This is a genomic window from Microbulbifer sp. SH-1 (assembly GCF_011326135.1).
Classification (GTDB): domain Bacteria; phylum Pseudomonadota; class Gammaproteobacteria; order Pseudomonadales; family Cellvibrionaceae; genus Microbulbifer; species Microbulbifer harenosus.
Genome location: NZ_CP046948.1, coordinates 570,001 through 595,074, shown reverse-complemented (window position 1 = coordinate 595,074; position 25,074 = coordinate 570,001). Strand labels below are relative to the sequence as shown.

Here is a 25,074-nt window from a genome sequence, read left to right as displayed (position 1 = left end):
TCAGGGGTTGGCCGACGCGGCAATACCTGAGGAAACACTCCCGGTGACCAGCGGTGCCGGCGGCGGCGCGCCCTCTCCGCGATAGAACAAACGCCCGTTGCCGAAGCGCAGAATTGGGAACCAGCGGCCGAGACAGGCAAACAGTCCCCGCTCCCCAATGTAATTGGCGTAGGCGACATAGACCGGGTCCCAGGAGAGATGGCGTTCCTCGGTGCGCGCCCGCATGAAATAGATGAAGTTCACCATTAGCAACAACAGCGAATGCCGCAAAGCTTCAGGCACACTGGCACTCACCATAAATGGCATGGAGATCATCCACCAGGAGATATTTTTACTGATGTAAGCCGGGTGTTTGGTATAGCGGTAGGGACCATTGGTAAGAATGCCGCGATGGGTCAGGTTGGAGAAGCGGATTCCGAATGGGATGCTCGCCCACACGTACACGGCGATCAACAGCAGGATAATTGAACCCCAGATGCCATACGCCAGCGGAGTATTCCAGAACCAGTATCCCCAGGCCGGGACATCGTCGTACTTGAGGTAGGTACCGGAGAACAGGCTCCAGAATGGCTGGTAACCGATCAGCGCCACCCCCCAGCCAAGAAAGCTGGGTTCGGCAGTGCGGATATGGGAATCAAACAGCCGCAAGGTGCACACATAACCCACAGTAACAAACAGCAGATCGATGTAGAACAGGAAGTTGAAGGTGAAATCGAAGACTGCCTTGAAACTCTGCAGCAGGCGGGAAAAATCAAAGGCCAGCAATGTGCCGAGATTATTGCCCATGTACACGAACATCAACGGAAGGAAGAACAGCTTCACCAGCCATCCGAGGTATAACTGGCCGATGGCCTTGCCGGAAACACCCCGGCGCTTGCCCAACAGCCAACTGCCAAGTTGCCAGTAACTGTCTTTAGGCGAGTGCATGGCACCATCAAGCAGGTAAAAATATGGCACCGCGAGCAGCATCCACCAGGGCAGAACGGCGCGTACCACCGAGAAATAGTTGTCGTAGAAGGAGCCGTGGTACTCGGGGAACAGCCAGTATACGAACGCTACCGAACCCACCGCGAAATAAAAGCCCAGCAGCTTCACCGCCGTGCGGCGCAGGCTGTGATTCCTGCGCCCGAAATCCAGCCCTGCGGACGGGTTGCGGTAGGGCTTCAGGAAAAACCACTCAAGCACAATGATCGGTAGGGCGAGCGCCAGTGCCACGATCACCAGTGCCTGTGTTTTCACCTCCAGATCCTGGCCATAGGCGCGCAGCCAGTAAACCGCCGCGAGTGAGACCGCAAGCGCAAACAGATTGATCCAGATACTGGTGGGGGCATCGGGGCAGCGTTGAATTACTGCGGATTCCGAAGTCGATTTTCTACGCTCGGTACCGTTCGCACCGGCTGATTTGCTTTTTATTTTTTTCATAGCCAATCCAGCTGTCACTTCGCAACGTTCTGGCAACATCGAGTACAGTCGAGTTCACGGCCCAAGTGGTCAGGCCAGAAATTGCACAGGCGCCAGTGTACCTGTAACGTCGGAGATCCGCCACGCCGCGAAAAACGCTTCGGACGACGGCGGGATTCAGTCCGCAGAACCGGCGCCGGAGTTCTCACCCGGATGCGGGTTATGATGATGACTACCGTGGCGATCATCCCGCTCTTCCTCCTGAGACGAATTGGCGGGTACAAAATGATGCTCCACAGGCTCAGAATGGTGTGGAGGCGCGGAATTCTGACCAGAATCGTGATCGACATCATGTTCTGGCGCATGTATGTGCCCGGCAGAGTGATTACTGTGCGCACCGTGCCCCCGATGCCCCAACGCGCCCCAGATGGTCCAGATTCCAAACAATAACACCAGTGCCGCCATGGTAAGGCGTACTCCTGACCGACGCACGATCTCCCGCAAACGCGTCGCCGCAAAACCTGTCGCAAGTACCGCCGGCAATGTACCAACCCCAAATGCGAGCATGGACAGCGCAGCCTGCCCACCGCTGCCCTGAGCCAGCGCAAAAGTGAGCGCGCTGTACACCAGACCACAGGGGAGCCAGCCCCAGAGGGCACCGAGAGCGACGGCCTGTGGCGTGGAACTGACCGGCAAGAGCTTGCGCGACAGCGGCTGTATTCCTCGCCACAGCACAGCCCCCGCGCGCTCAAGGCGCGTCAGCCCACGCCACCAGTCCGCCAGATACAATGCCATGGCAATCAACATCACACCCGCGGCCAGGCGCAGTGGTGCCAGGCTGTTGGCAATATCTGTCGCCAGGTAGGCCCCCAGCAACCCGACTAACAACCCCATCAGGGTGTAGCTGGCCACGCGACCGGCAGAATAGCCGAGCAGGCGTCGCCAGGCGGGTTTCTGCCCGGGCACCGCGAGCCCGAGGGCACCGGAAATACCGCCACACATGCCGATACAGTGGCTGCTGCCCAAAAAACCGATGGCCAAGGCCGCTGCGAGGCTGCTCCACTCAGGCATCAGTGCCGCTCCGGGGTGTCATTCGAAGTTGACGACGGTGATGACTCGCTCCCCTGCCCCGCCTGGTCGATACCGGATTTCCGCGGCTGATCGTCATCAAACAGGATGCGCCGCCCCTCGGTCTCCAGGTCATCGTACTGACCGTTGTTCACCGCCCAGAAGAAAAGCTTTACCGCACAGGCGATAAAGAAAATAACGATAGGAACCAGCAAAAATATACTGTCCAAGACTTACCTCAAACGATTTCAGAGACGGTGGCGGGATTTTCCCGGCGGACCTCATAGTTCCGACGGCAGTCAGATTGCCGGCTGCCAACGGGACAGACGCAGCGCATTGGCCACCACGATCAGTGAGCTCAGCGACATACCGATGGCCGCAGCCCACGGCGGCACCAGGCCGAGAAACGCCAGCGGCAGCGCCAGCAGATTGTAGAGAACGGCCCAGGCCAAATTTTGGCGAATGATTGTGCGGCACTTGCGCGCAAGCGCAAAGGCGCGAGGCAGCGCACGCAGGTCCCCCTGCAGCAGAATGGCATCCGCACGCGACTGGGCCAGGTCTGCAGCGGACATCATCGCGATGGAAACATCCGCCCCAGACAACACTGGCACATCGTTGATGCCATCCCCCACCATCAGTAATCGCTCACCGCGCGCCTGCAGCGACTGCAGATGCGCGAGCTTCTGCTCGGGAGAAGCGCCTCCGCGGAAGTGGTCTATCCCGGATAGTCTGGCCAGTCTCGGCACCTCTGCGGACTGGTCGCCGCTCAGCAACTCCGCCTCAAGCCCCTGCTCGCGCAGCTGTGCAATCGAAACGGGCGCGCTTTCGCGCATGGAATCCCCCAGCCCCAGCCACGCCAGAGGTCCGTTGGAGTCTCCCAGCAGCAGCCACTGTCCGGGCTCCGCCGGTGCCTGTAGTTGTGCCAGCTGACACGCCGTCCCGGCGAACCCCTCCTGCACAAAGTCAGCACGCCCGAGGCGAAAACACTCTCCACCACAGATACCAGACACCCCGCGCCCGGTAACCGAGCGCAATTCCTGTGCGGAGCGATTCCCCCCCCAGGGCCGGAACGCCCGCGCCAGCGGGTGATTGCTGTGGGCCTCCAGCGCGGCGGCGATCTCCCGCACCTCAATATCGCTTCCACCCGCACGCAGGTGCACGATCGTTTGCAACCGCGGCTCGCCCTCCGTGAGAGTACCGGTTTTGTCGAAAATAACCCGGCTGAGTGTTGGTAACGTTTCCAGCACATGGCCCCGCGCCACCAACAGCCCCAACTGCTGCAGGCGCAGGGTTGCGGCGGCCAGCGCCGCCGGCGTCGCCAGGGAGAGCGCACAGGGACAGGTCACGACCAGTACCGACAGCGCAATCCAGAAGGCCCGATCCGGCGCCTGTTGCCACCAGAATACAAAAGCCGCTGCCGCGATACACAGCACTGCGGCAATAAACCGCCCCGCCAGACGGTCCGCCAGCGCCACCTGCGCCGGCTTGTCCAGCTGCGCCCGCTCCACCAGCTTTTCGATAGCGGAGAGCCGGGTGCTCTTGCCCGCTGCAGCCACCGCCACAGTAAGCGAGGAGTCACCATTTACACTGCCCGCAAATACGGCGCTGCCTACAACCTTCTGCTGCAGCGCGGACTCACCGGTGAGTATGGACTCATCAACACCACTGGCGCCGTCGATCACCACACCGTCAACGGCAATCGTGTCTCCCGGGCGCAGCAATATACGGTCGCCCACTTTCAATGCGGTGACCGGTACCGACTCCTCGACGGTACCGTCGCCCGCTTCCCGCAGCCGCTGCGCCGCGAGCGGCAGCAATTGGGCCAGTCCGCCGCTGGCGAGCCCCGCTCGATGGCGCGCGCGCATTTCCACCGCGCGCCCCAGCAGCAGGAAGAAGGTGAACATGGAAATCGACTCGAAATACACCTCCCCGGTGTCGAATACCGTGGCGTATACACTGGCGCCGTAGGCGAGACCAATCGCTAGGGACACCGGCACATCCATTACCAGCTGCCCACTGCGCAGTGCCCGCCAGGCCACGGCGAAGAAGGGCTGTGCCGCATAGCACACCACCGGCGTGGCCACCACCAGCGACACCCAGCGGAAAAACTGCTCAAACGCGGTTTCTATGCCCTTGCTGGCGCCAAAGTAGAGCGCGATGGCGAACATCATTACCTGCATGGTACCGAGCCCCGCCACCCCCAGCCGGCGCATGGATGCACGGCGTTCCTGTTGGATCAGGCGTTCACTGTTGGCAGCGGTGGCAGGTGCAGGGCGGTAGCCAATAGCGGCAAGGGCGGCAAATAGCAGGCTGACAGCCACCTGATCAGGATCAAACACGATCTGGGCGCGATGGTTACTGGCGTTAACGGATACCCGCTCCACGCCGGGCATCCGCTGTAGCTGCTTTTCGATCAGCCACACACACGCCGCACAGGTGATGCCGCCGACCAGCAGACTGGCAACCCGCAGGGTGACACCCTCGCCCGCGCGCGCCGGCTGATCGAAATCCCGCACGAATTCATCCTGCACTTCCACCAGGTCATAGGCGCTCCAGCGATCGGCCTCAGGTACCGACTCCGGACGCTGACTGCTCTGCTCGCGGAAGCGATAGAAGTTATCGAACCCACCGGCCACAATCGCGCCCGCCACCGCCTCGCATCCCGGGCAACACATGGGTCGACGTACGCCGTCGATCGCGACAGAAAACGCGCTGCCCTCGGCTACCGGCAGACCGCAGTGAAAGCAGTCCGCGGCATCTGCCGACGCAGGGATGTGTGCGGGAGGGGGAGCAGGCGATGCGGTCATACGCTTACTGCTCGGCGGGTTTCAGGGGCACTCCATTGCCGAGGTCGAAATTGATTTCCCCTTTGAGTCGCCACGGGGCGTTGCGAAACTCTTCCGGGTTCAGTTGCGGCGTTACCTGCAGATACCAGCGGTGTTGCAGCGACGCCTGCACCTCGCCCCGGTAGCGGCCGATGGACAGCTGCTCCAGCAGAATATGCTCATCCAGGTCTGCCTCCACCGGATGACTCAGGGACAGCAACAGTTTGTCCGGGTATTCGAGCTGGCCGCGCAGATCCAGCGTGACGACATTCTCCTCCGGAGAAAACAGCAGTACACCGGCCAGGTTCAGCTCCTTCGCCCGCTGATCCTGCTCCGCACTGTAGTGATACAGACGGCTCTCCTTATAGTAAGTGTCACTCACCACGTCATCGCCGTGGCGCACCGCAACGGAGACCAGGGTGAAAGAAATAATAACCACCAGTACCAGTGGCGACATCACCAGCCAGAACCAGGGTTCGCGGTACCAGGGGCGCGGTGTATCGGCGTTTCGATCGACTGTCTGTGACACTTTCTGTTTAACCATCAATATTCGTTACTGCGCAGGTTAGACGGCATCCGTCCGTCGCCCCACGGTCATTTCGGCCCGATAAACACGGTCTTGTGGCGATCTTCAAGCTCTGGAGCATCTTTGGCCTGAATCACGATCTCGATATCGTGCTTGGTTTCCTTCAGCTGCTGCTGAGGCACACTGACCCGGATGGGCACGGAGTATATCTCACCGGGGTTCACCAGAGCGCCCCGCTGCATCCGCAGTGAGTAGTCGTACCCCTCCTTGCCCTCGATTCGGATAGTGAACTCGTGGGGCTTCTGGTCCATATTGTTGATCTTGACCGTATAGACGTTCTGCACCAGCCCCTGGGATACCCGGTACATACGCGCACCGCGGTCCCGCAGCACTTCAGCCTGGACCGGACTGCGGGTCAGCACCTCGAGAGAGAACAGACCGACCATCAACAGCAGCACCAACGCATACCCGAACAACCGCGGTCGTGCAAACCTGGTTTTCGCACCCTCGAGTTCATCTTCTGAAGTGAAGCGAATCAGGCCGCGAGGGTACTCCATCTTGTCCATGACACTGTTGCAGGCGTCCACACACAGGCCACAGTTGATGCACTCGAACTGCAGCCCGTCGCGGATATCTATATCCACCGGGCACACCTGCACACACCAGTAACAGTCGATACAGTCGCCCATACCCTGGGCCTTGTAGTCGACATTCTTCTTGCGCGGCCCGCGGGCCTCGCCGCGGCGGGCATCGTAATAGACCGCCAGGGTGTCTTTGTCGTACATCACCGACTGGAAACGCGCATAGGGGCACATGTACTTGCACACCTGCTCGCGCAGGAAGCCGGCGTTCATGTAGGTGGCGAAGGTGAAAAAAGCGACCCAGAAGGCGCCCTGGGGATGGGCATTGAAGGTGGCCAGATCCACCACCAGATCGCGGATTCCGTAAAAATATCCCACGAACGCCAGCGCGGTGGCGAGAGAAATAAGCAGCCAGATCCCGTGAGTACCGCTCTTGCGCAGCACTTTTTCCACGCTCCAGGGGGCGGCATCCAGCTTCATCCGCTTGCTGCGATCCCCCTCACATACCCTCTCCGCCCAGATGAACATCAGCGTCCACACGGTCTGCGGACAAGTGAACCCGCACCAGACACGGCCGAGCCAGGTGGTGACCGCAAACAGCGCAAAGGCCGCAATGATCAGCAGCCAGGCCAGCAGGAAGCCGTCCTGGGGACCGAACGTGGCCCACAGAATATGGAACTGTCGTGCGGGGAGATCGAAATGCACCGCCTGGTGCCCGTCGATGTTGAGCCAGGGGATAAAGAAAAACGCCAACAGCAGCGGCAACCCGGTGTATTTTCGAATTCGGGTAAAGACGCCGCGGATATGGCGGATATAGACCTTGTCGTCAGACTCGTAGAGCATGCGATAACGGACTTCGCCGTCGCCGTCCTGCTCTTCTCTGGTGGGTATTCTTTCGCTCACAACACCTCGCTCCCCCGAATAGTTATTCCCGATCAGGGCATGACTGCAGTTACATGCAATGAGGCTTGTTATTCTTCCCTGCGGTGCCCTTCCCGGCGATGCAAGTGGCGGCGATGCCGCCACTTTCCTTTCACACCAGTTCGCTCAAATGAAGCTTACTGCTGGATCTCATCCTGACGAGACAGGCTGTAGACATACGCTGCCACCAGACGGATCTTGTCTTCGCGCAACTTTTCTTTCTGCGCTGGCATATGGTTGCTGCGACCACCGCGAATGGTGTGCTGGATCTCTTCGCGGCTGCTGCCGTAGAGCCAGATATTGTCGGTCAGGTTCGGTGCGCCCAGCGCCTGGTTACCCTTGCCATCGGCACCGTGACACGCCATGCACACAGTACCGAATATCTGCTTGCCCTGCTCCGCCATGGCCGCGTCGTGCTCGAGACCATTCATGGCCAACACGTATTCCGCGGCATTTTTGACACCCGTCTCACCAATCACAGGCCCCTGCGGTGGCATCAGGCCCTGACGGCCATTGTGCAGGGTTTCCAGGATTTTTTCCGGAGTGCCGCCGTACAGCCAGTCGCTGTCGGTCAGGTTCGGGAACCCGTAGTTGCCGCCACCGTCAGCGCCGTGACACACCGCGCAGTTGTTGGCAAAAATCCGCGCACCCATTTTTAGGGCTTCAGGGCTTTCGGCAATTTTCTCGATCGGCATATCCACGTACTGGCCGAAGCTCTCTTTGAATTCGGCCTGCGCTTTGGCCTGATCGGCCTTCAGCGCGCCGACAGAGGTCCAACCACCGATTCCCTTATAGTTTCCCATACCCGGATAGATCACCAGGTAAGCGGCGGAAAACACCAACGTCAGAATGAACAGCAGGAACCACCACTTCGGCAGTGGGTTATCGTATTCCTCAATGCCATCGTACACGTGGCCAGTGGTGCGGTTTTCCGGGTCGTCCTGGTCGCTCACCGCTATTTTGCGGTTGGCAAACAAAACCCAGGTTATCAGTGCGAGATTGGTAAGGGTGAGCACAATTACCCAGATACTCCAACCTGTAGTCATTTGTCTTGCCCCTGTTCCTGTTCCTGTTCCTGTTCCTGTTTGGCTCCGTCTTTATCATCGGAGCGGGATTCGCTCTTTTGAGCGCCCTTTTCAGTTGATTCCTGTTCGTCCGCAAATGGCAATTTGGCGTCCTCGTCAAAGCGCTGTTTACGCTTCGGGGAAAAGGCCCACCAGCAGATTGCCAGGAAGGCAATGGACCCGAGGACCACGCCTATCTGCCGCAAAATATTGATATCCAAAATTTCGCCCCGCCCTTAGCGCTTCTGCTGAACCAGCGTGCCCAGCTGCTGCAGATAGGCCACCAGCGCGTCAATCTCGTGAACGCGACCGCCGACAAATGGCTTGCTGGCATTGGCAATATCTTCATCGGTATAAGGCACACCGATCGCTCGCATCGCGCGCATTTTGTCCGCGGTGTGCTCGCCGGTGACCACGTTGTCAAACAACCATGGGTAGGACGGCATGATCGATTCCGGTACCACGTTGCGCGGGTTGTACATATGCGCACGGTGCCACTCGTCGGAGTAGCGGCCGCCAACACGGGCCAGATCCGGGCCGGTGCGCTTGGAGCCCCACAGGAACGGGTGGTCGTATACAAACTCCTGCGCCATCGAGTAGTGGCCGTAACGCTCCACTTCTGCGCGCAGCGGGCGGACCATCTGGGTGTGGCAGACATGGCAGCCTTCACGGATGTAGATGTCACGACCTTCCAGCTCTACCGCGCCAAGCGGCTTCAGGCCCGCAATCGGTTCGTTGTTGTCCTTGAGATATAACTGCGGGACGATTTCTACCAGTGCGCCAAAACTGATCGCGACAATGGTCAGGATGATCATCAGACCGATGTTTTTTTCTACGATGTCATGATTCTTCACGATTCGCTCCCCTTATACCGACTTCGCGATTGGCAGATGTTCATCGTGACGCACCTCATCTTCTTCAGGCTCGTCGGTAATGGTGCGGAATACGTTGTACGCCATCAGGAACATGCCCGTCAGGAAGAAGGCACCGCCCAACCAGCGCACGATGTAGCCAGGATGGCTCGCGATGACGCTTTCGACGAAGCTGTAGGTCAAAGTGCCGTCGGCGTTGAAAGCACGCCACATCAGTCCCTGGGTGATGCCGTTGACCCACATCGCCGCGATGTACAGCACCGTACCCACGGTAGCCAGCCAGAAATGCGCGTTGATCAGCTTCACGCTGTACATCTGCTTGCGATGCCACAGCACCGGCACCAGGTGATACAGCGCGCCGATGGAGATCATCGCAACCCAGCCGAGAGCACCGGAATGCACGTGGCCGATGGTCCAGTCGGTGTTGTGTGACAGCGCGTTCACGGTCTTGATCGACATCATCGGGCCTTCGAACGTGGACATGCCGTAGAAGGACAGGGATACCACCAGGAAGCGCAGGGTCGGGTCGGTGCGGAGTTTGTGCCAGGCACCGGACAGGGTCATGATGCCGTTGATCATACCGCCCCAGGATGGCGCCAGCAGGATCACGGACATCACCATGGCGAGACTCTGGGTCCAGTCCGGCAGCGCGGAGTAGTGCAAATGGTGGCCGCCGGCCCAGACATAAATGGAGATCAGCGCCCAGAAATGCACGATGGACAGCTGGTAGGAATAGACCGGACGACCAGCCTGCTTCGGCACAAAGTAGTACATGATCCCGAGGAACGCCGCGGTGAGGAAGAAGCCCACCGCATTGTGCCCGTACCACCACTGGACCATGGCATCCTTGGTGCCCGAGAAGATGGAGTAGGACTTGAACGCGCTGACCGGTATCGCCAGATTATTGACGATGTGCAGCGCAGCAATGGTGATGATGTAGGCGCCGAAGAACCAGTTGGCCACATAGATATGGGAGGTGCGACGCTTGGCAATAGTGCCGAAGAACACCACCGCATAGGCAATCCAGATCAACGCGATCAGGATGTCGATAGGCCACTCCAGCTCCGCGTACTCTTTGGTCGACGTCAGACCCTGCGGCAAGGTAATGATGGCGGCAACAATGACGGCCTGCCAGCCCCAGAAGGTAAAGGGAATAAGCCAGCCACCCCAGAGGCGGGTCTGACAGGTGCGCTGAACCACGTAGTAGGAAGTGGCGAACAATACGCTACCGCCAAACGCAAAAATCACACCGTTGGTGTGTAGCGGACGCAGACGACCGAAATGCGTGAATGGCTGCCAGAGATCATTCAGAGCAGGCCACGCGAGTTGTGCGGCGATAAGTACGCCGACGCCCATTCCAACAATACCCCAGACCACCGACATGATGGTGAACTGGCGCACAATGTTGTAGTCATAGTCCGGCAGCTTGCCGGCCTCTGCCACTGTTGTCGTCATTGTGTTACTTCCGTTGCTTTTAGAGATTCGTTTCCGTCAAGCGCGAGGATATCCACCACTACGCTAGTGGCTGGGTCCCTTCACGGTAGACCGAGCGGGCACAGGAACGACGATTTAAACGCTTCTATCGCCGTTCCCGACTGATTCAGATCAAGTCTCTGCCTTTACCGGCAGCAATTCGCAGACGCAGCGCATTCAATTTGATGAACCCTTCCGCGTCTTTCTGGTTGTATGCGCCGGCATCGTCCTCAAAGGTAGCGATACGCTCATCAAACAGGCTATCGGCAGAGCGGCGACCGACAGCACTGACACTGCCTTTGTACAGTTTCAGGCGCACTTCACCATTGACCACCGCCTGCGACTCGTCAATGGCGGCCTGCAGCATACGGCGCTCAGGAGACCACCAGTAGCCGTTGTAGATCAGTTTTGCATAGCGCGGCATCAGTTCATCTTTCAGGTGTGCAACTTCGCGATCCAGCGTGATGGATTCGATGGCACGATGCGCCTTCATCAGGATGGTGCCACCCGGGGTTTCATAGCAACCGCGGGACTTCATGCCCACGTAGCGGTTTTCCACGATATCCAGGCGGCCGATGCCGTTGGCGCCACCCAGTTTGTTCAATGTTTCCAGCAGCGTTGCCGGGCTCATGCGCTCGCCGTCGATGGCAACGGGGTCGCCCTTCTCAAACTGCAGGGTAATGTAAGTCGGCTCGTCGGGAGCGGCCTCAGGGCTGACACTCCAGCGCCACATATCCTCTTCCGCTTCCGCCCAGGGCTCCTCCAGCACGCCACCTTCGTAGGAGATATGCAGCAGGTTGGCATCCATGGAGTAAGGAGACTTTTTCTTCTTGTTGGAAAAGTCCACCGGAATCTTGTGTTGCTCGCAGTACTGCATGAGCTTTTCGCGGGAGGTCAGATCCCACTCGCGCCAGGGAGCAATCACCTTGATACCCGGCTTCAGGGCGTAGGCACCCAGCTCGAAACGCACCTGATCGTTACCCTTGCCTGTGGCACCGTGGGAAATCGCATCCGCTCCGGTCTCGTTGGCAATCTCGATCAGGCGCTTGGCAATCAGCGGGCGGGCAATAGAGGTGCCCAGTAGATACTCGCCTTCGTAGATGGTATTGGCGCGGAACATGGGGAACACGAAATCCCGCACAAACTCTTCACGCAGATCGTCGATATAGATCTCTTTCACGCCCAGTGCCTGAGCCTTGGCGCGGGCGGGCTCGACCTCTTCGCCCTGACCGATGTCGGCGGTAAAGGTAACAACCTCGCATCCGTAGGTATCCTGTAGCCAACGCACGATAACCGAAGTATCGAGACCGCCAGAATACGCCAGTACCACCTTGTCGATCTTGCTCATTACTATCCTCTGTATAGTGGCCCCGTATATGGGGGCAAAGCCGTCACCAGCGGGTGTTACAACGCCTCAGGAGAAGCCGATCACCCGTGAATGTTTCAGTCTGGGGAGATTTATTTTGGATATGTGCCCAGGAAGTGCGGAAAGGCCGCCTTTTTTCGGGGCGCGATTGTAGCGCCTAGATTCGCCCGCGACTAGCACCCGACAGATTCTCAGCGGGTTGCCCACAAAGCAAACAGCAACCCTGCTTACTTTATATTCAATCCACCGGGGGACGAGGCGATTCCCCCAGTTTTCGCAATTTATTGGCGCTTCAGGTAGCATCGGCGCCGCGATCAATCCGGAAGGAGATATTCGGTGGACTCCAGACAGCAAATTACCCTGCGCGCGCCTGACGACTGGCACATTCATCTGCGGGATGGCACCGCCCTTGGGCGCACCGTTGGCGACGCCGCCCGACAGTTCCGCCGCGCCATCATCATGCCCAATCTGGTACCGCCGGTGGTCAATGCCGAAGGCGCGCTGGCTTACAAGGCCCGCATCGAAGCCGAAGTGCCCGCAGGCAGAGCATTCACACCGCTGATGGTCATTTATCTGACCGACAAGACTTCCCCCGAAACCGTGCGGGAAGCCCATGCCGCGGGCGTCGTTGCCGCCAAGCTGTATCCCGCCGGCGCCACCACCAATTCGGATTCCGGCGTCACCGACATCGCCAACATCTACCCCGCACTGGAGGCGATGCAGTCCTGTGGTATGAAGCTGCTGCTGCACGGGGAAGTCACCAGCAGCGACATCGACATCTTCGACCGCGAGCGGGTGTTTATCGAGAATATTCTCGGCCCGGTGGTTGCGGACTTCCCCAACCTGAAAATCGTCCTCGAGCACATCACCACCGCACACGCGGTGGAATTTGTCGCCAGGGCCCGCAAGGGTGTCGCGGCAACTATTACCGCCCATCACCTGCTGTACAATCGCAACCACATGCTGGTGGGCGGCATTCGCCCCCACTACTACTGCCTGCCGGTCCTGAAGCGCAGCACCCACCAGGACGCGCTGATTGAAGCGGCAACCAGCGGCAGCCCGAGGTTTTTCCTCGGCACCGATTCCGCACCCCACGCACAGGGGCGGAAGGAGACCTCCTGCGGTTGCGCCGGCTGCTACACCGCCTTCAGCGCCATTGAACTGTACGCAGAGGCCTTCGAGCGTGCGGGCAAACTGGACAGGCTGGAAGGCTTTGCCAGTGAATATGGCCCCGATTTTTACGGCCTTCCGCGCAACAACGACACCATCACGCTGGTGCGGGAACCCTGGACGCTGCCCAGTGCGCTGCCGATGGGCGCCGACGCTCTGATACCGCTGGCAGCTGGCGAAACGCTCAACTGGCGACTGCTGTGAACGCAGCGACAACAAACGACGAAAGATAGAAGTACCAGGAACCCCCGTGACCCCAGCAGAAACACCGACAGGCCCCAAATCCCTCCTGGCCCAGCGATTCCGCGGCTTCCTGCCGGTAGTACTGGATCTCGAGACTGCGGGCTTCAATGCCCGCACCGATGCCCTGCTGGAGGTTTCCGCGGTGATCCTGAATATGGATGAACAGGGCACCCTCTATCCGGAGGAAACCCACAGCTTCCATATCGAACCGTTCGAGGGGGCGAATATCGAGCAATCGGCACTGGATTTTATCGGTGTCGATCTGGAATCACCGGAGCGCGACGCCTGGCCGGAAGAAATCGCGCTACCGGAGCTTTTCCGTCAGATTCGCCGTGCAATCAAACTCCACAGCTGCACCCGCGCCATCATGGTGGCGCACAACGCCCATTTTGACCTCGGCTTTATCAATGCGGCGGTTAACCGCTGCGGACTGAAGCGCAATCCGTTTCACCCCTTCTCCTGCATGGATACCGCTACCCTTTCAGGTCTCGCTTACGGCCAGACAGTGTTGGCAAAGGCGTGCCAGACCGCGGGTATCGCCTTCGACAATAGCGCCGCTCACTCTGCGGAATACGATGCGGAGAAAACCGCGGAACTGTTCTGCGGCATCGTCAATCGCTGGCGCGATCTGGGTGGTTGGCCGCTGATGCCACTGCAGACAGAAACTGATACTCCCACTGACGAGTAGTCTGCCCTGCGGCCGAGATTAATACCTAGGTCGCATGTTCATCGTTACTACGCCCCGCTAGGCTCAGGCGGCAACTAATAGTGATAACGGTGGATGCCATGAACAGAATCGAGCGTGCGCTCCTGACCTCCGGCTTGGGGCTTTCCCTGGCGCTGGCCGCCGGCACCGCAAGTGCCGGCAGCTGGCAACAGAACGTCGCCGCAGGCGGCTTCGACAAGGTCCACATCTACACCCCCGACACCACCTCCCCCATCGGCAACGGCAAATCCCTGCTGATCGTGCTGCACGGCTGCGTTCAACCAACCGACGCCTACCTGACAGCCAACCTTGAAGATGCCGCGGAAGAGTTCGGTATGGTTATTGCCGTTCCAGACGCCATGAACAAGGCCGGTTACGGTTGCTGGTCTTACTGGGAAGGCGAAAAGACCCGTGAAACGGGAGATTTCAAAAACCTGATCAATCTGGCCAACACCTTGAGTGGCGACGGCAGCCGCGATATAGACCCGGATCAGGTATACATTTCCGGACTCTCTTCCGGCGCCACCTTTGCCAATACCGCCGCCTGCATTGCGCCGGATGTCTTTGCCGGTATGGGTATCAGCGCCGGACCAAGCATTGGCACCAGCCCCGGCGGTGCCATCCGCAATTGTGAATCAGCCGATGTAGCCAGTCGCTGCAGCTCCTATGCCGGCAGTTACGCCAGTCACTTCAGCTCCCAGATTGCCTCCATCACCCACGGCGTCAATGACACGGTAGTGGACCACTGCTACCACACCCAGAATGCGGAGGGTATGGCGAAACTTTACGCCGTCGACCAGGTGCCCGGAAGTAACACCTTCAATGACGGCAGTCATACCGCGAATGAAACCCTGTGGCAGGATGGCCGGGTTTCCATGTTATGGCTGAATGGAGTGGATCACTCCTGGTCCGGCGGAGAGGGTGCCAGCGGCAATTATGTCAGCGATGCGGGCGTCAACTATGCCCGCTATCTGGGCCAGTACTTCATCGACCACAACAAACGCGTCGTTCAGGGTACTGCTGGTGAATAATGGACTATACAGTCCAAAGTTCAGCGCGGATTCCCCCGATGAGAGCTCCACTGTCTGGCAACATCCAGCTCCCCGCGCCTTAATCAGAGCCATTCCGGGCCGTCAATAGGTGTGGGTGATTTTTTGCACAGATTGCGGTAATATCTGCCGCTCATACATGAATAGTGGACAGAATAGTGGCTAAGAAAGCATCCAGCGTGAATAAGCGGGGCAAGGAAACCGTGTCGACCGAGTCACGCGAAGCAATTGAAGCGCAAGTTCAGGCATTTCTCGCCAATGGCGGGAAGATTGAACAGATTCCCAAGGGCGTCAGCGGGCAAACCAATACCGCCGGCCCCAAGCACATCACACTGGGCAAAAAGCCTCGCGCCTGAACCTTCCCAGAGCTCTCGGTGAACGCCCGGCCAGACAGCAAAAAGGCGGGAAAATCCCGCCTTTGCCATACCTGAAAGTAATTTCGATCAGGGCATTTCATCCAGGTCTGCGCCCTCTTTAACTGGGGGCATCAAGTCTTCGCAAGATATATCCATCGCCATCAGCACTCCCACCGCCACATAAATGGACGAGAATGTCCCGACTACAACCCCGACGATCATTGCCAGTGAGAAGTTGTGGATCAGCTCGCCACCGAAAAACTGCAGTGCCCACAGCACCAGCAAGGTGGTGAATGAGGTCATCGTTGTACGCCCCAGAGTCTGGCTGAGAGAGATATTGATAATATCTTCGGAGGTCGCCTGGCGTACTTTGCGAAAGTTTTCACGGATACGGTCATACACCACGATGGTGTCATTGATCGAGTAACCGATCGTCGCGAGAACTGCCGCGAGCACGGTAAGATCGAAATCCAGTCGAAATATCGCAAAGAAACCCAGCACAATGATCACGTCGTGAACCAGTGACACCACCGCACCAACGGCAAATTTGTACTGGAATCGCAATGCGACATAAGCCATTACCACCGCAAACGCGAACAACATACCGAGACCGCCGTCATCGCGTAATTCTTCGCCCACTTGTGGCCCAACGGTTTCTACCCGTCGCAGTTCCACGCTACTGTCACTGCCCGCACGCAGAACCTCAACTACCTTGCCACCAATAGTTTGAATCGCCTCTTCATCTCGCGCATTGCGCTGAGACAATCCATCCCCCTCTTCCGGAGGCAGCTTGATCAGGATTTCGTTGTCAGAGCCAAAACGCACCACAGTGGCCCCTTCAAATCCCGCCGCCACAAGCTGACTACGCACGGCTTCCAGTTGCGGCGCAGTCTGATACCCCACCTCAACTTGGGTGCCACCGGTAAAATCCAGGCCAAACTTCAGTCCATTTACCGCCAGCGCCGCCACTGAGCCGATTACCAACACAGCGATGAACGCCAACGCGAGCTTTCGCCAGCGCATGAAATCCCATACACGTCTGCCCATGTACTCAGTGATGCGGCCGTTCTCTTCTTTGGTTTCTTTCATCACCAACCCCTTAAATCCAGAGTTTCTGTACACGGCGACCGCCGTAGAACAAGTTAATTAACGCGCGAGTCCCCATGATGGCACTGAACATGGTTGTCAGGATGCCAATGGAAAGTGTTACCGCAAAGCCCTGCACGGGACCGGAACCAATTGCATAGAGAATGACCGCGACGATCAGGGTGGTGATGTTCGCATCCACAATCGCGCTGTAGGCGTTGTCAAAACCGGCACTGATTGCCGATTGTGGTGGAACTCCTCTGCGCAGCTCTTCCCGTATTCGCGAAAAAATCAGCACATTGGCATCCACCGCCATACCCATCGTCAACACCATTCCAGCAATACCGGGCAATGTAAGCGTCGCGCCGAGTATCGACATGACCGCGACCAGCAGCACTACGTTTACCGCAAGTGCAATGTTGGCTGCGAGACCGAATACCCGATAAAACACCAGCATACATATCAGTACGGCAATAAGGCCTATCTGGGCCGAGGTCACACCTACCTTGATATTGTCGGCTCCAGCCGAAGGACCAATCACCCGCTCTTCCACAAAGTACATGGGTGCCGCGAGTGCACCGGAACGCAGCAGCAATGCCAGTTCCTGTGCTTCCGCCGGACTTCCCAGACCGGTAGTGCGGAACTGGCGACCGAGCGGACTCTGTACCGTCGCCAGGCTGATGATTTTCTTGTCATCAGTGCGCTTCTGGACAACGATCTCATTGCCTTCGGCATCAAGCTGCTTTTCCGGCGTAAAGCGGCTTTCCACAAACAGCGTCCCCATACGGCGGCCGACATTTTTCCAGGTTGCCCGATGCATCATTTCACCGCCGCGGGCATCAAGTGTGATGTTCACCTGCGGAAAACCACTCTCGTCGTAACCTACTCGTGCATCGGTCACCCTTTCGCCGGAAATAATGACTTTGCGCTCCAGCCAGGCGCCACCGTAGGCTGCACGCTCCTGCTCGTTGCGGTACTCGAAAAACTCCTTGTTTGTTACCAGCGCATCGGGCTTAGCCTCCATGCGGTATTCCAGATTCGCAGTCTTGCCGATAATCCGCTTGGCTTCCGCGGTGTCCTGAACTCCGGGGAGCTCGACTACGATGCGGTTGCGCCCCTGACGTTGAACAATTGGCTCGGCAACACCAAGTTCGTTCACTCGGTTGCGCAACGTCGTGAGGTTCTGGGTAACGGCATAGTCTTCCAGTTGCTTGATTTCCTGTTCGGAAAGTGTGGCCCGGATCTCAAGGTTTTCGCCACTCCCCGCCTCAGTCAGTTGCAGGGTGGGAAATTCTTTGCGCAAGGTGCGCATCCCAAGGCTGCGCAGTTCCTCATCACGAAAGCTGGCAACGATCTCGCGATCACCGTCCAATGCGACCCCTCGATAACGGGCATTTGCCGCACGCAGCTTGGACTTCACGTCGGATACATAGCCTTCCATGTTGGTCTTGACGATGGAGTTGGTATCCACTTCCATCAGGAAGTGTACCCCGCCAGCGAGATCCAGCCCGAGCTTCATCGGGCTCGCCCCCATTCTGTTGAGCCACTCAGGTGTAGTCGGAGCCAGGTTCAGAGCCACCACATACTCGGTGTATCCCAACGCATCCTGGATAGCCCGCTTCGCTGGAAGCTGCTCTTCAATCGACTTTAGGCGCAGCAGGACAGATTTTTCCTGTACCTCACCGCCAAAGTAGGCAATACCGGCATCATCCAGTGCCTTTTCGGCGAGGCTGAGCACATTCTGATCAACTTTCAGCGCACTGGACTGCCCGGAAATCTGTACCGCGGGATCGGGGCGATACAGGTTTGGCGCCGCGTACAGCAGCCCCAACCCGGTAATGATCAGGATCAGGAGATATTTCCAGAGGGGATAGCGATTCATGCTTTTCTCATTGTTGGAATGGCCCGCTGGGCGGGCTCGTTTTTAGCGATATCCTTGGATATGCGGGCTATCTCTTACCATTACAAGGTCAGTTCACGCTCGAACGAACCGGCCCCCCGCTTCGCAGAGGTGATAAAAGGTGGTCGCTGATTATACGGGGATAGAAAGTCGGTACAAATGCACGGCGCCCTCACTCATCCCAACGGGGGCACCTCTCGTCCGAGGCCGCGATAGAAATCTGCGACAAAACGGTCGAGATCTCCCGCATCCAATGCATCCCGGATCCGCTGCATCAGACGCTGATAGTGCCTCAGGTTGTGAATGGTATTCAGCTGGGCACCGAGAATTTCCCCGCATTTGTCGAGATGATGTAAGTAACTGCGGGAAAAATGCGTGCAGGTGTAGCAGTCACATTCTTCTTCTAGCGGTCGCGTGTCATGGCGGTGAACCGCGTTGCGTATCTTCACCACCCCAGCGAAGGTGAAAAGATGGCCGTTGCGCGCATTGCGCGTGGGCATCACACAGTCGAACATGTCGACCCCGCGGCGCACGGCCTCGACGATATCTTCTGGCTTGCCAACCCCCATGAGGTAGCGGGGCTTGTCTTCGGGCATCTTATAAGCAATGTGGTCAAGCACCCTGATCATATCTTCTTTCGGCTCTCCCACAGAGAGTCCGCCGATGGCATACCCATCAAAGCCCAGTTCGGACAGCCCTGCCAAAGAGATGTCGCGCAGCTCCGGGTACATTCCACCCTGCACTATGCCGAACAGGGCCGAGGGGTTATCTCCATGGGCATCCTTGGATCTCTTGGCCCAACGTAGTGAAAGCTCCATAGACTGGCGTGCTTCGTGGGTAGTGGCCGGATATGGAGTGCATTCGTCAAAAATCATCACGATGTCCGACCCCAAGTCCCGCTGAACCGCCATAGACTCTTCAGGCCCCATAAATACGGGGCTGCCGTCTACCGGGGACTTGAAAGAAACCCCCTCTTCGGTGATTTTGCGCATCTGTCCCAGGCTGAACACCTGGAAGCCTCCGGAATCGGTCAGTATTGGCCCGTGCCACTGCATGAAATCGTGCAAATCGCCATGCGCTTTGATGACTTCGGTACCAGGGCGCAGCATCAAATGAAAGGTATTGCCAAGGATCATGTGGGCACCGATAGCCTCCACATCGCGCGGCAACATGCCTTTAACCGTTCCGTAGGTTCCCACAGGCATGAATGCGGGGGTTTCCACTATCCCGCGGGGAAACTTCAGGCGGCCTCGCCGGGCTTTGCCTTGGGTAGTGTCCAGCTCAAACTGCATAAAACACTGGCGACTCACAGGTTTCTCCTCAATTGAATTCCGGGCTCAGCTTTCAATAGACCTACGGCCTTATTCAGAGCACCCGACTTCCGCAGGATCCACAGCGGGATTGCGGTCGATCAGCATGGCGTCGCCATAACTGAAAAATCGGTACTTTTGATCTACGGCTTCGCGATAGGCATGCATTGCGTGGCGATAGCCGGCAAATGCGCTGACAAGCATCAGCAGAGTGGATTCCGGCAGATGAAAATTCGTAATCAGGCGGTCGACCACTCGGAACTCATAACCGGGATAGATGAATATTTCGGTTTCCCCCACCGTCGGCCGCAGCTGGCCGGAAGCCGCGGCGCTTTCCAAGGCCCGCACACTGGTGGTGCCCACTGCCACCACCTTGCCCCCCCGGGCGCGACAGGCAGCCACCGCTTGGCACACCGCTTCCGATACATCCAATACCTCGCTGTGCATTTTATGGGTATGGATATCATCCACCCGTACAGGCTGAAAAGTACCCGCGCCCACGTGAAGGGTAACAAATGCGGTCTCGATATCATTTGCACGCAAGGTATCCAGCATCTCTTCGTCGAAATGCAAACCTGCCGTAGGCGCTGCCACGGCACCGGCTTTGCGGCCATACACCGTCTGGTAGCGCTCGCGATCGGTGTCATCGTCCGGTCGGTCAATATAGGGCGGCAGAGGCATGTGTCCAAGCCGCTCCAGCACCGCCAACACCCCTTCTTCAGGGAACGCGAGTTCGAACAGTGCATCGTGGCGCTGCACCATCTGCAGCGGCGTGCCATCGTCCAGAAGGATTTCAGCGCCCGGCTTGGGCGACTTACTGGAGCGCACATGGGCCAACACCCTGCGGTCATCCAGGACCCGCTCTACCAGTACTTCCAGCTTGCCACCGCTGGCCTTGCGGCCAAACAGCCTTGCGGGAATTACTCGCGTGTCGTTGAACACCAGCAGATCCCCCGGTGCCAACAAGTCTGGCAGGTCGGTGAACTGTCGATGAGCCATCTCTCCGCTTGGGCCACTCAGGCACAATAGACGGCTGCCGCGGCGCTCCTTTGCGGGCGAGCGGGCTATCAACTCATCGGGAAGGTCGAAATGAAAATCCTGGCGGTGCATGCAATCAGTCTAGGTGGACAATTTACGGGCGCGAAGATTAACGGAATCCGCCGGCTTCTCCAAATCTGGTTGACCGAAAACGGGCCATCGCTATAATCGTCACCCTTACCGAGGCACAGGAAAGCACATTTGCCTCGTGTTCATGCCAGAGTGGTGAAATTGGTAGACACAGGGGATTCAAAATCCCCCGCCCTTAAAAGCGTGCCGGTTCGAGTCCGGCCTCTGGTACCAAATAAAAAAGCCCTGATTGCGACAGTAATCAGGGCTTTTTTATTTGGTGCTGGAAATTGGCGAGCCCTGCACTCGGTTCGACCACCTGGGCCAGCAGTTGGGACGCTGAAGGCACCCGCTGGGGCACATTGGCGCAGCCAATGTGATCAGTCCAGCCTCGGGCAGTTGGCTGCGGGATTGCCGACCCCCAGTTTTCGCAGGCATTAAAATTTTCTGCAAATATCAATGATAAGGCCCTGAGCGCGCTGGCGGTCAGGGCCTTTTTGGTTTTGATCCGGGCCTGTGCTGGCGGGGAGAGCGATGACCTACAGTGGGTGGCGAGCGGTGCTCGCCATCGCGGTGCGACGCCCTGCGGGCGCCCCAAGCCCGCACCTTCGGTGCTGCCGGGGTCGCGCACGACCTTTCACATGGCAGCGCGGTGCGCTGCGAGGTCGTGGCAGGAGTTCATCGTATCCAAAATAAAAAAAGGGCCACCCGTTTGGGTGGCCCTTTCTTTTATTTAGAAGCCTGACAAACGGCAACGCCGTTTGGACTGCCGCAGGCAGCCCGAAGGGTGAGGGCCGCAGGCCCGAATCACCATGACCTTCCCGCGTAGCGGGAGAGTAGGTTATCGGTAGGTTCAATGAAAAAAGCCCTGACCGCGTTAGCGATCAGGGCTTTTGGAATAAAACCTGACGATGACCTACTCTCACATGGGGAAACCCCACACTACCATCGGCGATGTTGCGTTTCACTTCTGAGTTCGGCAAGGGATCAGGTGGTTCCACAACTCTATGGTCGTCAGGCAAACTGGCTTGGGTTGGTGCTGGTCTTACGGGCTGTGCCCTGCGCTACCGTTTGATTGTCTGTCTGCCTTCGCTGTATTCAGCGATAACAATCAACCCAAATAAGTCGGCGAAACATTCTGTAGTAATACACCGCAAGTCGATCTCTTGCGAGTAGCTTGCGCGTCTCTCGGTTGCTTTCACAATCCGTTCGTTAGTAACCATCTCTGTTGTATGGTCAAGCCGCACGGGCAATTAGTACTGGTTAGCTCAACGCCTCACAACGCTTCCACACCCAGCCTATCAACGTGGTAGTCTTCCACGGCCCTTTAGGAGACTCGAAGTCTCAGGGAGATCTCATCTTGAAGGAGGCTTCCCGCTTAGATGCTTTCAGCGGTTATCCCGTCCGAACATAGCTACCCGGCAATGCCACTGGCGTGACAACCGGAACACCAGAGGTTCGTTCACTCCGGTCCTCTCGTACTAGGAGCAACTCTTCTCAAATCTCCAACGCCCACGGCAGATAGGGACCGAACTGTCTCACGACGTTCTAAACCCAGCTCGCGTACCACTTTAAATGGCGAACAGCCATACCCTTGGGACCGGCTTCAGCCCCAGGATGTGATGAGCCGACATCGAGGTGCCAAACACCGCCGTCGATGTGAACTCTTGGGCGGTATCAGCCTGTTATCCCCGGAGTACCTTTTATCCGTTGAGCGATGGCCCTTCCATACAGAACCACCGGATCACTATGACCTACTTTCGTACCTGCTCGACATGTCTGTCTCGCAGTCAAGCGCACTTATACCATTATGCTCATTGCATGATTTCCGACCATGCTGAGTGCACCTTCGTACTCCTCCGTTACTCTTTGGGAGGAGACCGCCCCAGTCAAACTACCCACCATACACTGTCCTCGATCCGGATTACGGACCAGAGTTAGAACCTCAAACATACCAGGGTGGTATTTCAAGGATGGCTCCACAAGAACTGGCGTTCCTGCTTCAAAGCCTCCCACCTATCCTACACAAGTAGGCTCAAAGTTCAGTGCAAAGCTATAGTAAAGGTTCACGGGGTCTTTCCGTCTAGCCGCGGGTACACTGCATCTTAACAGCGATTTCAATTTCACTGAGTCTCTGGTGGAGACAGCGTGGCCATCGTTACGCCATTCGTGCAGGTCGGAACTTACCCGACAAGGAATTTCGCTACCTTAGGACCGTTATAGTTACGGCCGCCGTTTACCGGGGCTTCGATCAAGAGCTTCGCTTGCGCTAACCCCATCAATTAACCTTCCGGCACCGGGCAGGCGTCACACCCTATACGTCCACTTACGTGTTTGCAGAGTGCTATGTTTTTAATAAACAGTCGCAGCCACCTGGTCACTTCGACCGGCCTCAGCTTAGGGAGCAAGTCCCATCACCAAAACCGGCGTACCTTCTCCCGAAGTTACGGTACCATTTTGCCTAGTTCCTTCACCAGAGTTCTCTCAAGCGCCTTGGTATTCTCTACCTGACCACCTGTGTCGGTTTAGAGTACGGTTCGCAATTGCCTGAAGCTTAGAAGTTTTTCCTGGAAGCAGGGCATCAACCACTTCGTCTCTAAAAGAGACTCGTCATCAGTTCTCAGCCTTAGGGGACCGGATTTGCCTAATCCCCCAGCCTACGACCTTAAACATGGACAACCAATCGCCATGCTGGCCTAGCCTTCTCCGTCACTCCATCGCAGCAATTGCAAGTACAGGAATATTAACCTGTTTCCCATCGACTACGGCTTTCGCCCTCGCCTTAGGGGCCGACTAACCCTGTCCCGATTAGCGTTGGACAGGAACCCTTGGTCTTCCGGCGGGGAGGTTTTTCACCCCCCTTGTCGTTACTCATGTCAGCATTCGCACTTGTGATACCTCCAGCAAACCTCACAGTTCACCTTCAACGGCTTACACAACGCTCCTCTACCATGCTCATAAGAGCATCCGCAGCTTCGGTTACCAGTTTGAGCCCCGGTATATCTTCCGCGCAGGCCGACTCGACTAGTGAGCTATTACGCTTTCTTTAAAGGATGGCTGCTTCTAAGCCAACCTCCTAGCTGTCTGGGCCTTCCCACATCGTTTCCCACTTAACTGGTATTTGGGACCTTAGCTGGCGGTCTGGGTTGTTTCCCTTTTCACGACGGACGTTAGCACCCGCCGTGTGTCTCCCGCGATTGCACTCCTCGGTATTCGGAGTTTGCATGGGGTTGGTAAGTCGGGATGACCCCCTAGCCCAAACAGTGCTCTACCCCCGAGGGTGAGACGCGAGGCGCTACCTAAATAGCTTTCGAGGAGAACCAGCTATCTCCCGGCTTGATTAGCCTTTCACTCCGATCCACAGGTCATCCGCTACTTTTTCAACAGGAGTCGGTTCGGTCCTCCAGTTGATGTTACTCAACCTTCAACCTGCCCATGGATAGATCGCCGGGTTTCGGGTCTATTGCCTGCAACTAAACGCCCTATTAAGACTCGATTTCTCTACGGCTCCCCTATGCGGTTAACCTTGCTACAGACAATAAGTCGCTGACCCATTATACAAAAGGTACGCAGTCACACCACGAAGGTGCTCCTACTGCTTGTACGTATACGGTTTCAGGTTCTATTTCACTCCCCTCTCCGGGGTTCTTTTCGCCTTTCCCTCACGGTACTGGTTCACTATCGGTCAGCTGGGAGTATTTAGCCTTGGAGGATGGTCCCCCCATATTCAGTCAAGATAACACGTGTCCCGACCTACTCGATTTCACTCAATGTGCCTTTTCGTGTACGGGGCTATCACCCTGTATCGCGGAACTTTCCAGATCCTTCCACTAAGACATAAAGAGCTTAAGGGCTAGTCCCCTTTCGCTCGCCGCTACTCAGGGAATCTCGGTTGATTTCTTTTCCTCCGGGTACTTAGATGTTTCAGTTCCCCGGGTTCGCCTCACATAGCTATGTATTCACTATGTGATACCCGCAAGCGGGTGGGTTTCCCCATTCGGACATCCTAGGATCAAAGCTTGTGTGCCAGCTCCCCTAGACTTTTCGCAG

At 57.5% G+C, this 25,074-nt stretch carries 19 protein-coding genes, 1 tRNA gene and 2 rRNA genes (1 of these 22 only partly in view); 5 read left to right on the top strand and 17 right to left on the bottom strand.

What is annotated here, in order from left to right:
- The 11 genes from GNX18_RS02630 to GNX18_RS02580 form a co-directional block, all read right to left on the bottom strand.
- Entirely contained in the window at window positions 1–1,422 is a 1,422-nt protein-coding gene (locus GNX18_RS02630; RefSeq protein WP_240914175.1) for an isoprenylcysteine carboxylmethyltransferase family protein, read from the bottom strand.
- 156 nt (window positions 1,423–1,578) lie between these two features.
- Window positions 1,579–2,472: a sulfite exporter TauE/SafE family protein gene (locus tag GNX18_RS02625; RefSeq protein ID WP_166215254.1), complete on the bottom strand. Its 894-nt coding sequence runs from the start codon at window positions 2,470–2,472 to the stop codon at window positions 1,579–1,581.
- Complete coding sequence (ccoS, locus tag GNX18_RS02620; protein WP_138237286.1) at window positions 2,472–2,699, bottom strand: cbb3-type cytochrome oxidase assembly protein CcoS; 228 nt, start codon at window positions 2,697–2,699, stop codon at window positions 2,472–2,474. The genes GNX18_RS02625 and ccoS overlap by 1 nt, the downstream gene beginning before the upstream one ends.
- A gap of 69 nt (window positions 2,700–2,768) precedes the next feature.
- Complete coding sequence (locus tag GNX18_RS02615) at window positions 2,769–5,276, bottom strand: heavy metal translocating P-type ATPase (protein WP_166215252.1); 2,508 nt, start codon at window positions 5,274–5,276, stop codon at window positions 2,769–2,771.
- A gap of 4 nt (window positions 5,277–5,280) precedes the next feature.
- Window positions 5,281–5,838: a FixH family protein gene (locus GNX18_RS02610; RefSeq protein WP_138237284.1), complete on the bottom strand. Its 558-nt coding sequence runs from the start codon at window positions 5,836–5,838 to the stop codon at window positions 5,281–5,283.
- A gap of 50 nt (window positions 5,839–5,888) precedes the next feature.
- Window positions 5,889–7,304, bottom strand: a complete 1,416-nt coding sequence (gene ccoG, locus GNX18_RS02605; protein ID WP_138237283.1) for a cytochrome c oxidase accessory protein CcoG — start codon at window positions 7,302–7,304, stop codon at window positions 5,889–5,891.
- Window positions 7,305–7,459: 155 nt separating this feature from the next.
- Window positions 7,460–8,368 (bottom strand): cytochrome-c oxidase, cbb3-type subunit III, encoded by a 909-nt coding sequence (gene ccoP, locus GNX18_RS02600; RefSeq protein ID WP_171019041.1) that lies wholly within the window; start codon window positions 8,366–8,368, stop codon window positions 7,460–7,462.
- Window positions 8,365–8,607, bottom strand: a complete 243-nt coding sequence (locus tag GNX18_RS02595) for a cbb3-type cytochrome c oxidase subunit 3 (RefSeq protein WP_166215250.1) — start codon at window positions 8,605–8,607, stop codon at window positions 8,365–8,367. The genes ccoP and GNX18_RS02595 overlap by 4 nt, the downstream gene beginning before the upstream one ends.
- Window positions 8,608–8,622: 15 nt before the next feature.
- Complete coding sequence (ccoO, locus tag GNX18_RS02590; protein ID WP_138237281.1) at window positions 8,623–9,240, bottom strand: cytochrome-c oxidase, cbb3-type subunit II; 618 nt, start codon at window positions 9,238–9,240, stop codon at window positions 8,623–8,625.
- A gap of 12 nt (window positions 9,241–9,252) precedes the next feature.
- Window positions 9,253–10,713 carry a cytochrome-c oxidase, cbb3-type subunit I gene (gene ccoN / locus GNX18_RS02585; RefSeq protein ID WP_166215248.1) on the bottom strand — a complete coding sequence of 487 codons (1,461 nt, stop codon included), beginning with the start codon at window positions 10,711–10,713 and terminating at the stop codon, window positions 9,253–9,255.
- A gap of 145 nt (window positions 10,714–10,858) precedes the next feature.
- The gene (locus GNX18_RS02580; protein WP_166215246.1) at window positions 10,859–12,079 is read right to left on the bottom strand and encodes an argininosuccinate synthase; all 1,221 of its coding nucleotides are present in this window, start codon (window positions 12,077–12,079) and stop codon (window positions 10,859–10,861) included.
- Between the two features lie 354 nt (window positions 12,080–12,433).
- Between GNX18_RS02580 and pyrC the strand changes: the two genes are divergently transcribed.
- The 4 genes from pyrC to GNX18_RS02560 all read left to right on the top strand — a co-directional run bounded on the left by pyrC (window position 12,434) and on the right by GNX18_RS02560 (window position 15,621).
- A complete protein-coding gene (pyrC, locus tag GNX18_RS02575) occupies window positions 12,434–13,471 on the top strand; it encodes a dihydroorotase (protein ID WP_166215244.1) in 1,038 nt (345 codons plus the stop codon).
- Between the two features lie 46 nt (window positions 13,472–13,517).
- A complete protein-coding gene (rnt, locus tag GNX18_RS02570) occupies window positions 13,518–14,198 on the top strand; it encodes a ribonuclease T (RefSeq protein WP_166215242.1) in 681 nt (226 codons plus the stop codon).
- 98 nt (window positions 14,199–14,296) lie between these two features.
- Entirely contained in the window at window positions 14,297–15,247 is a 951-nt protein-coding gene (locus GNX18_RS02565) for a PHB depolymerase family esterase (RefSeq protein WP_166215240.1), read from the top strand.
- A 197-nt stretch (window positions 15,248–15,444) separates the two neighbouring features.
- Complete coding sequence (locus tag GNX18_RS02560; protein ID WP_371808096.1) at window positions 15,445–15,621, top strand: hypothetical protein; 177 nt, start codon at window positions 15,445–15,447, stop codon at window positions 15,619–15,621.
- Window positions 15,622–15,708: 87 nt separating this feature from the next.
- On the opposite strand, the gene secF is transcribed toward GNX18_RS02560, so the two are convergent.
- The 4 genes from secF to queA all read right to left on the bottom strand — a co-directional run bounded on the left by secF (window position 15,709) and on the right by queA (window position 21,027).
- Window positions 15,709–16,710: a protein translocase subunit SecF gene (gene secF / locus GNX18_RS02555; protein ID WP_166215236.1), complete on the bottom strand. Its 1,002-nt coding sequence runs from the start codon at window positions 16,708–16,710 to the stop codon at window positions 15,709–15,711.
- Window positions 16,711–16,720: 10 nt separating this feature from the next.
- Window positions 16,721–18,589 carry a protein translocase subunit SecD gene (secD, locus tag GNX18_RS02550; protein ID WP_166215234.1) on the bottom strand — a complete coding sequence of 623 codons (1,869 nt, stop codon included), beginning with the start codon at window positions 18,587–18,589 and terminating at the stop codon, window positions 16,721–16,723.
- Between the two features lie 194 nt (window positions 18,590–18,783).
- On the bottom strand, window positions 18,784–19,917 hold the full coding sequence (tgt, locus tag GNX18_RS02545) for a tRNA guanosine(34) transglycosylase Tgt (RefSeq protein ID WP_205828039.1): 1,134 nt from the start codon (window positions 19,915–19,917) through the stop codon (window positions 18,784–18,786).
- Between the two features lie 51 nt (window positions 19,918–19,968).
- Window positions 19,969–21,027 (bottom strand): tRNA preQ1(34) S-adenosylmethionine ribosyltransferase-isomerase QueA, encoded by a 1,059-nt coding sequence (gene queA, locus GNX18_RS02540; protein WP_166215232.1) that lies wholly within the window; start codon window positions 21,025–21,027, stop codon window positions 19,969–19,971.
- Between the two features lie 144 nt (window positions 21,028–21,171).
- On the opposite strand from queA, the gene GNX18_RS02535 reads away from it, so the two are divergent.
- Window positions 21,172–21,258, top strand: a tRNA-Leu gene (locus GNX18_RS02535).
- 669 nt (window positions 21,259–21,927) lie between these two features.
- Here GNX18_RS02535 and rrf read toward each other — a convergent pair.
- Both rrf and GNX18_RS02525 read right to left on the bottom strand, forming a co-directional pair.
- Window positions 21,928–22,043, bottom strand: a 5S ribosomal RNA gene (gene rrf, locus GNX18_RS02530).
- A 213-nt stretch (window positions 22,044–22,256) separates the two neighbouring features.
- Window positions 22,257–25,074 (bottom strand): 23S ribosomal RNA (locus tag GNX18_RS02525) (it continues 65 nt past the right edge of the window).

Excerpts from the sequence above, each read along its gene's own strand:
- GNX18_RS02630 (WP_240914175.1), bottom strand. The coding sequence starts at position 1,422 with ATGAAAAAAATAAAAAGCAAATCAGCCGGTGCGAACGGTACCGAGCGT.
- GNX18_RS02625 (WP_166215254.1), bottom strand. The coding sequence starts at position 2,472 with ATGCCTGAGTGGAGCAGCCTCGCAGCGGCCTTGGCCATCGGTTTTTTG.
- GNX18_RS02615 (WP_166215252.1), bottom strand. The coding sequence starts at position 5,276 with ATGACCGCATCGCCTGCTCCCCCTCCCGCACACATCCCTGCGTCGGCA.
- GNX18_RS02610 (WP_138237284.1), bottom strand. The coding sequence starts at position 5,838 with ATGGTTAAACAGAAAGTGTCACAGACAGTCGATCGAAACGCCGATACA.
- ccoP (WP_171019041.1), bottom strand. The coding sequence starts at position 8,368 with ATGACTACAGGTTGGAGTATCTGGGTAATTGTGCTCACCCTTACCAAT.
- ccoN (WP_166215248.1), bottom strand. The coding sequence starts at position 10,713 with ATGACGACAACAGTGGCAGAGGCCGGCAAGCTGCCGGACTATGACTAC.
- GNX18_RS02580 (WP_166215246.1), bottom strand. The coding sequence starts at position 12,079 with ATGAGCAAGATCGACAAGGTGGTACTGGCGTATTCTGGCGGTCTCGAT.
- GNX18_RS02565 (WP_166215240.1), top strand. The coding sequence starts at position 14,297 with ATGAACAGAATCGAGCGTGCGCTCCTGACCTCCGGCTTGGGGCTTTCC.
- secF (WP_166215236.1), bottom strand. The coding sequence starts at position 16,710 with ATGAAAGAAACCAAAGAAGAGAACGGCCGCATCACTGAGTACATGGGC.
- secD (WP_166215234.1), bottom strand. The coding sequence starts at position 18,589 with ATGAATCGCTATCCCCTCTGGAAATATCTCCTGATCCTGATCATTACC.
- queA (WP_166215232.1), bottom strand. The coding sequence starts at position 21,027 with ATGCACCGCCAGGATTTTCATTTCGACCTTCCCGATGAGTTGATAGCC.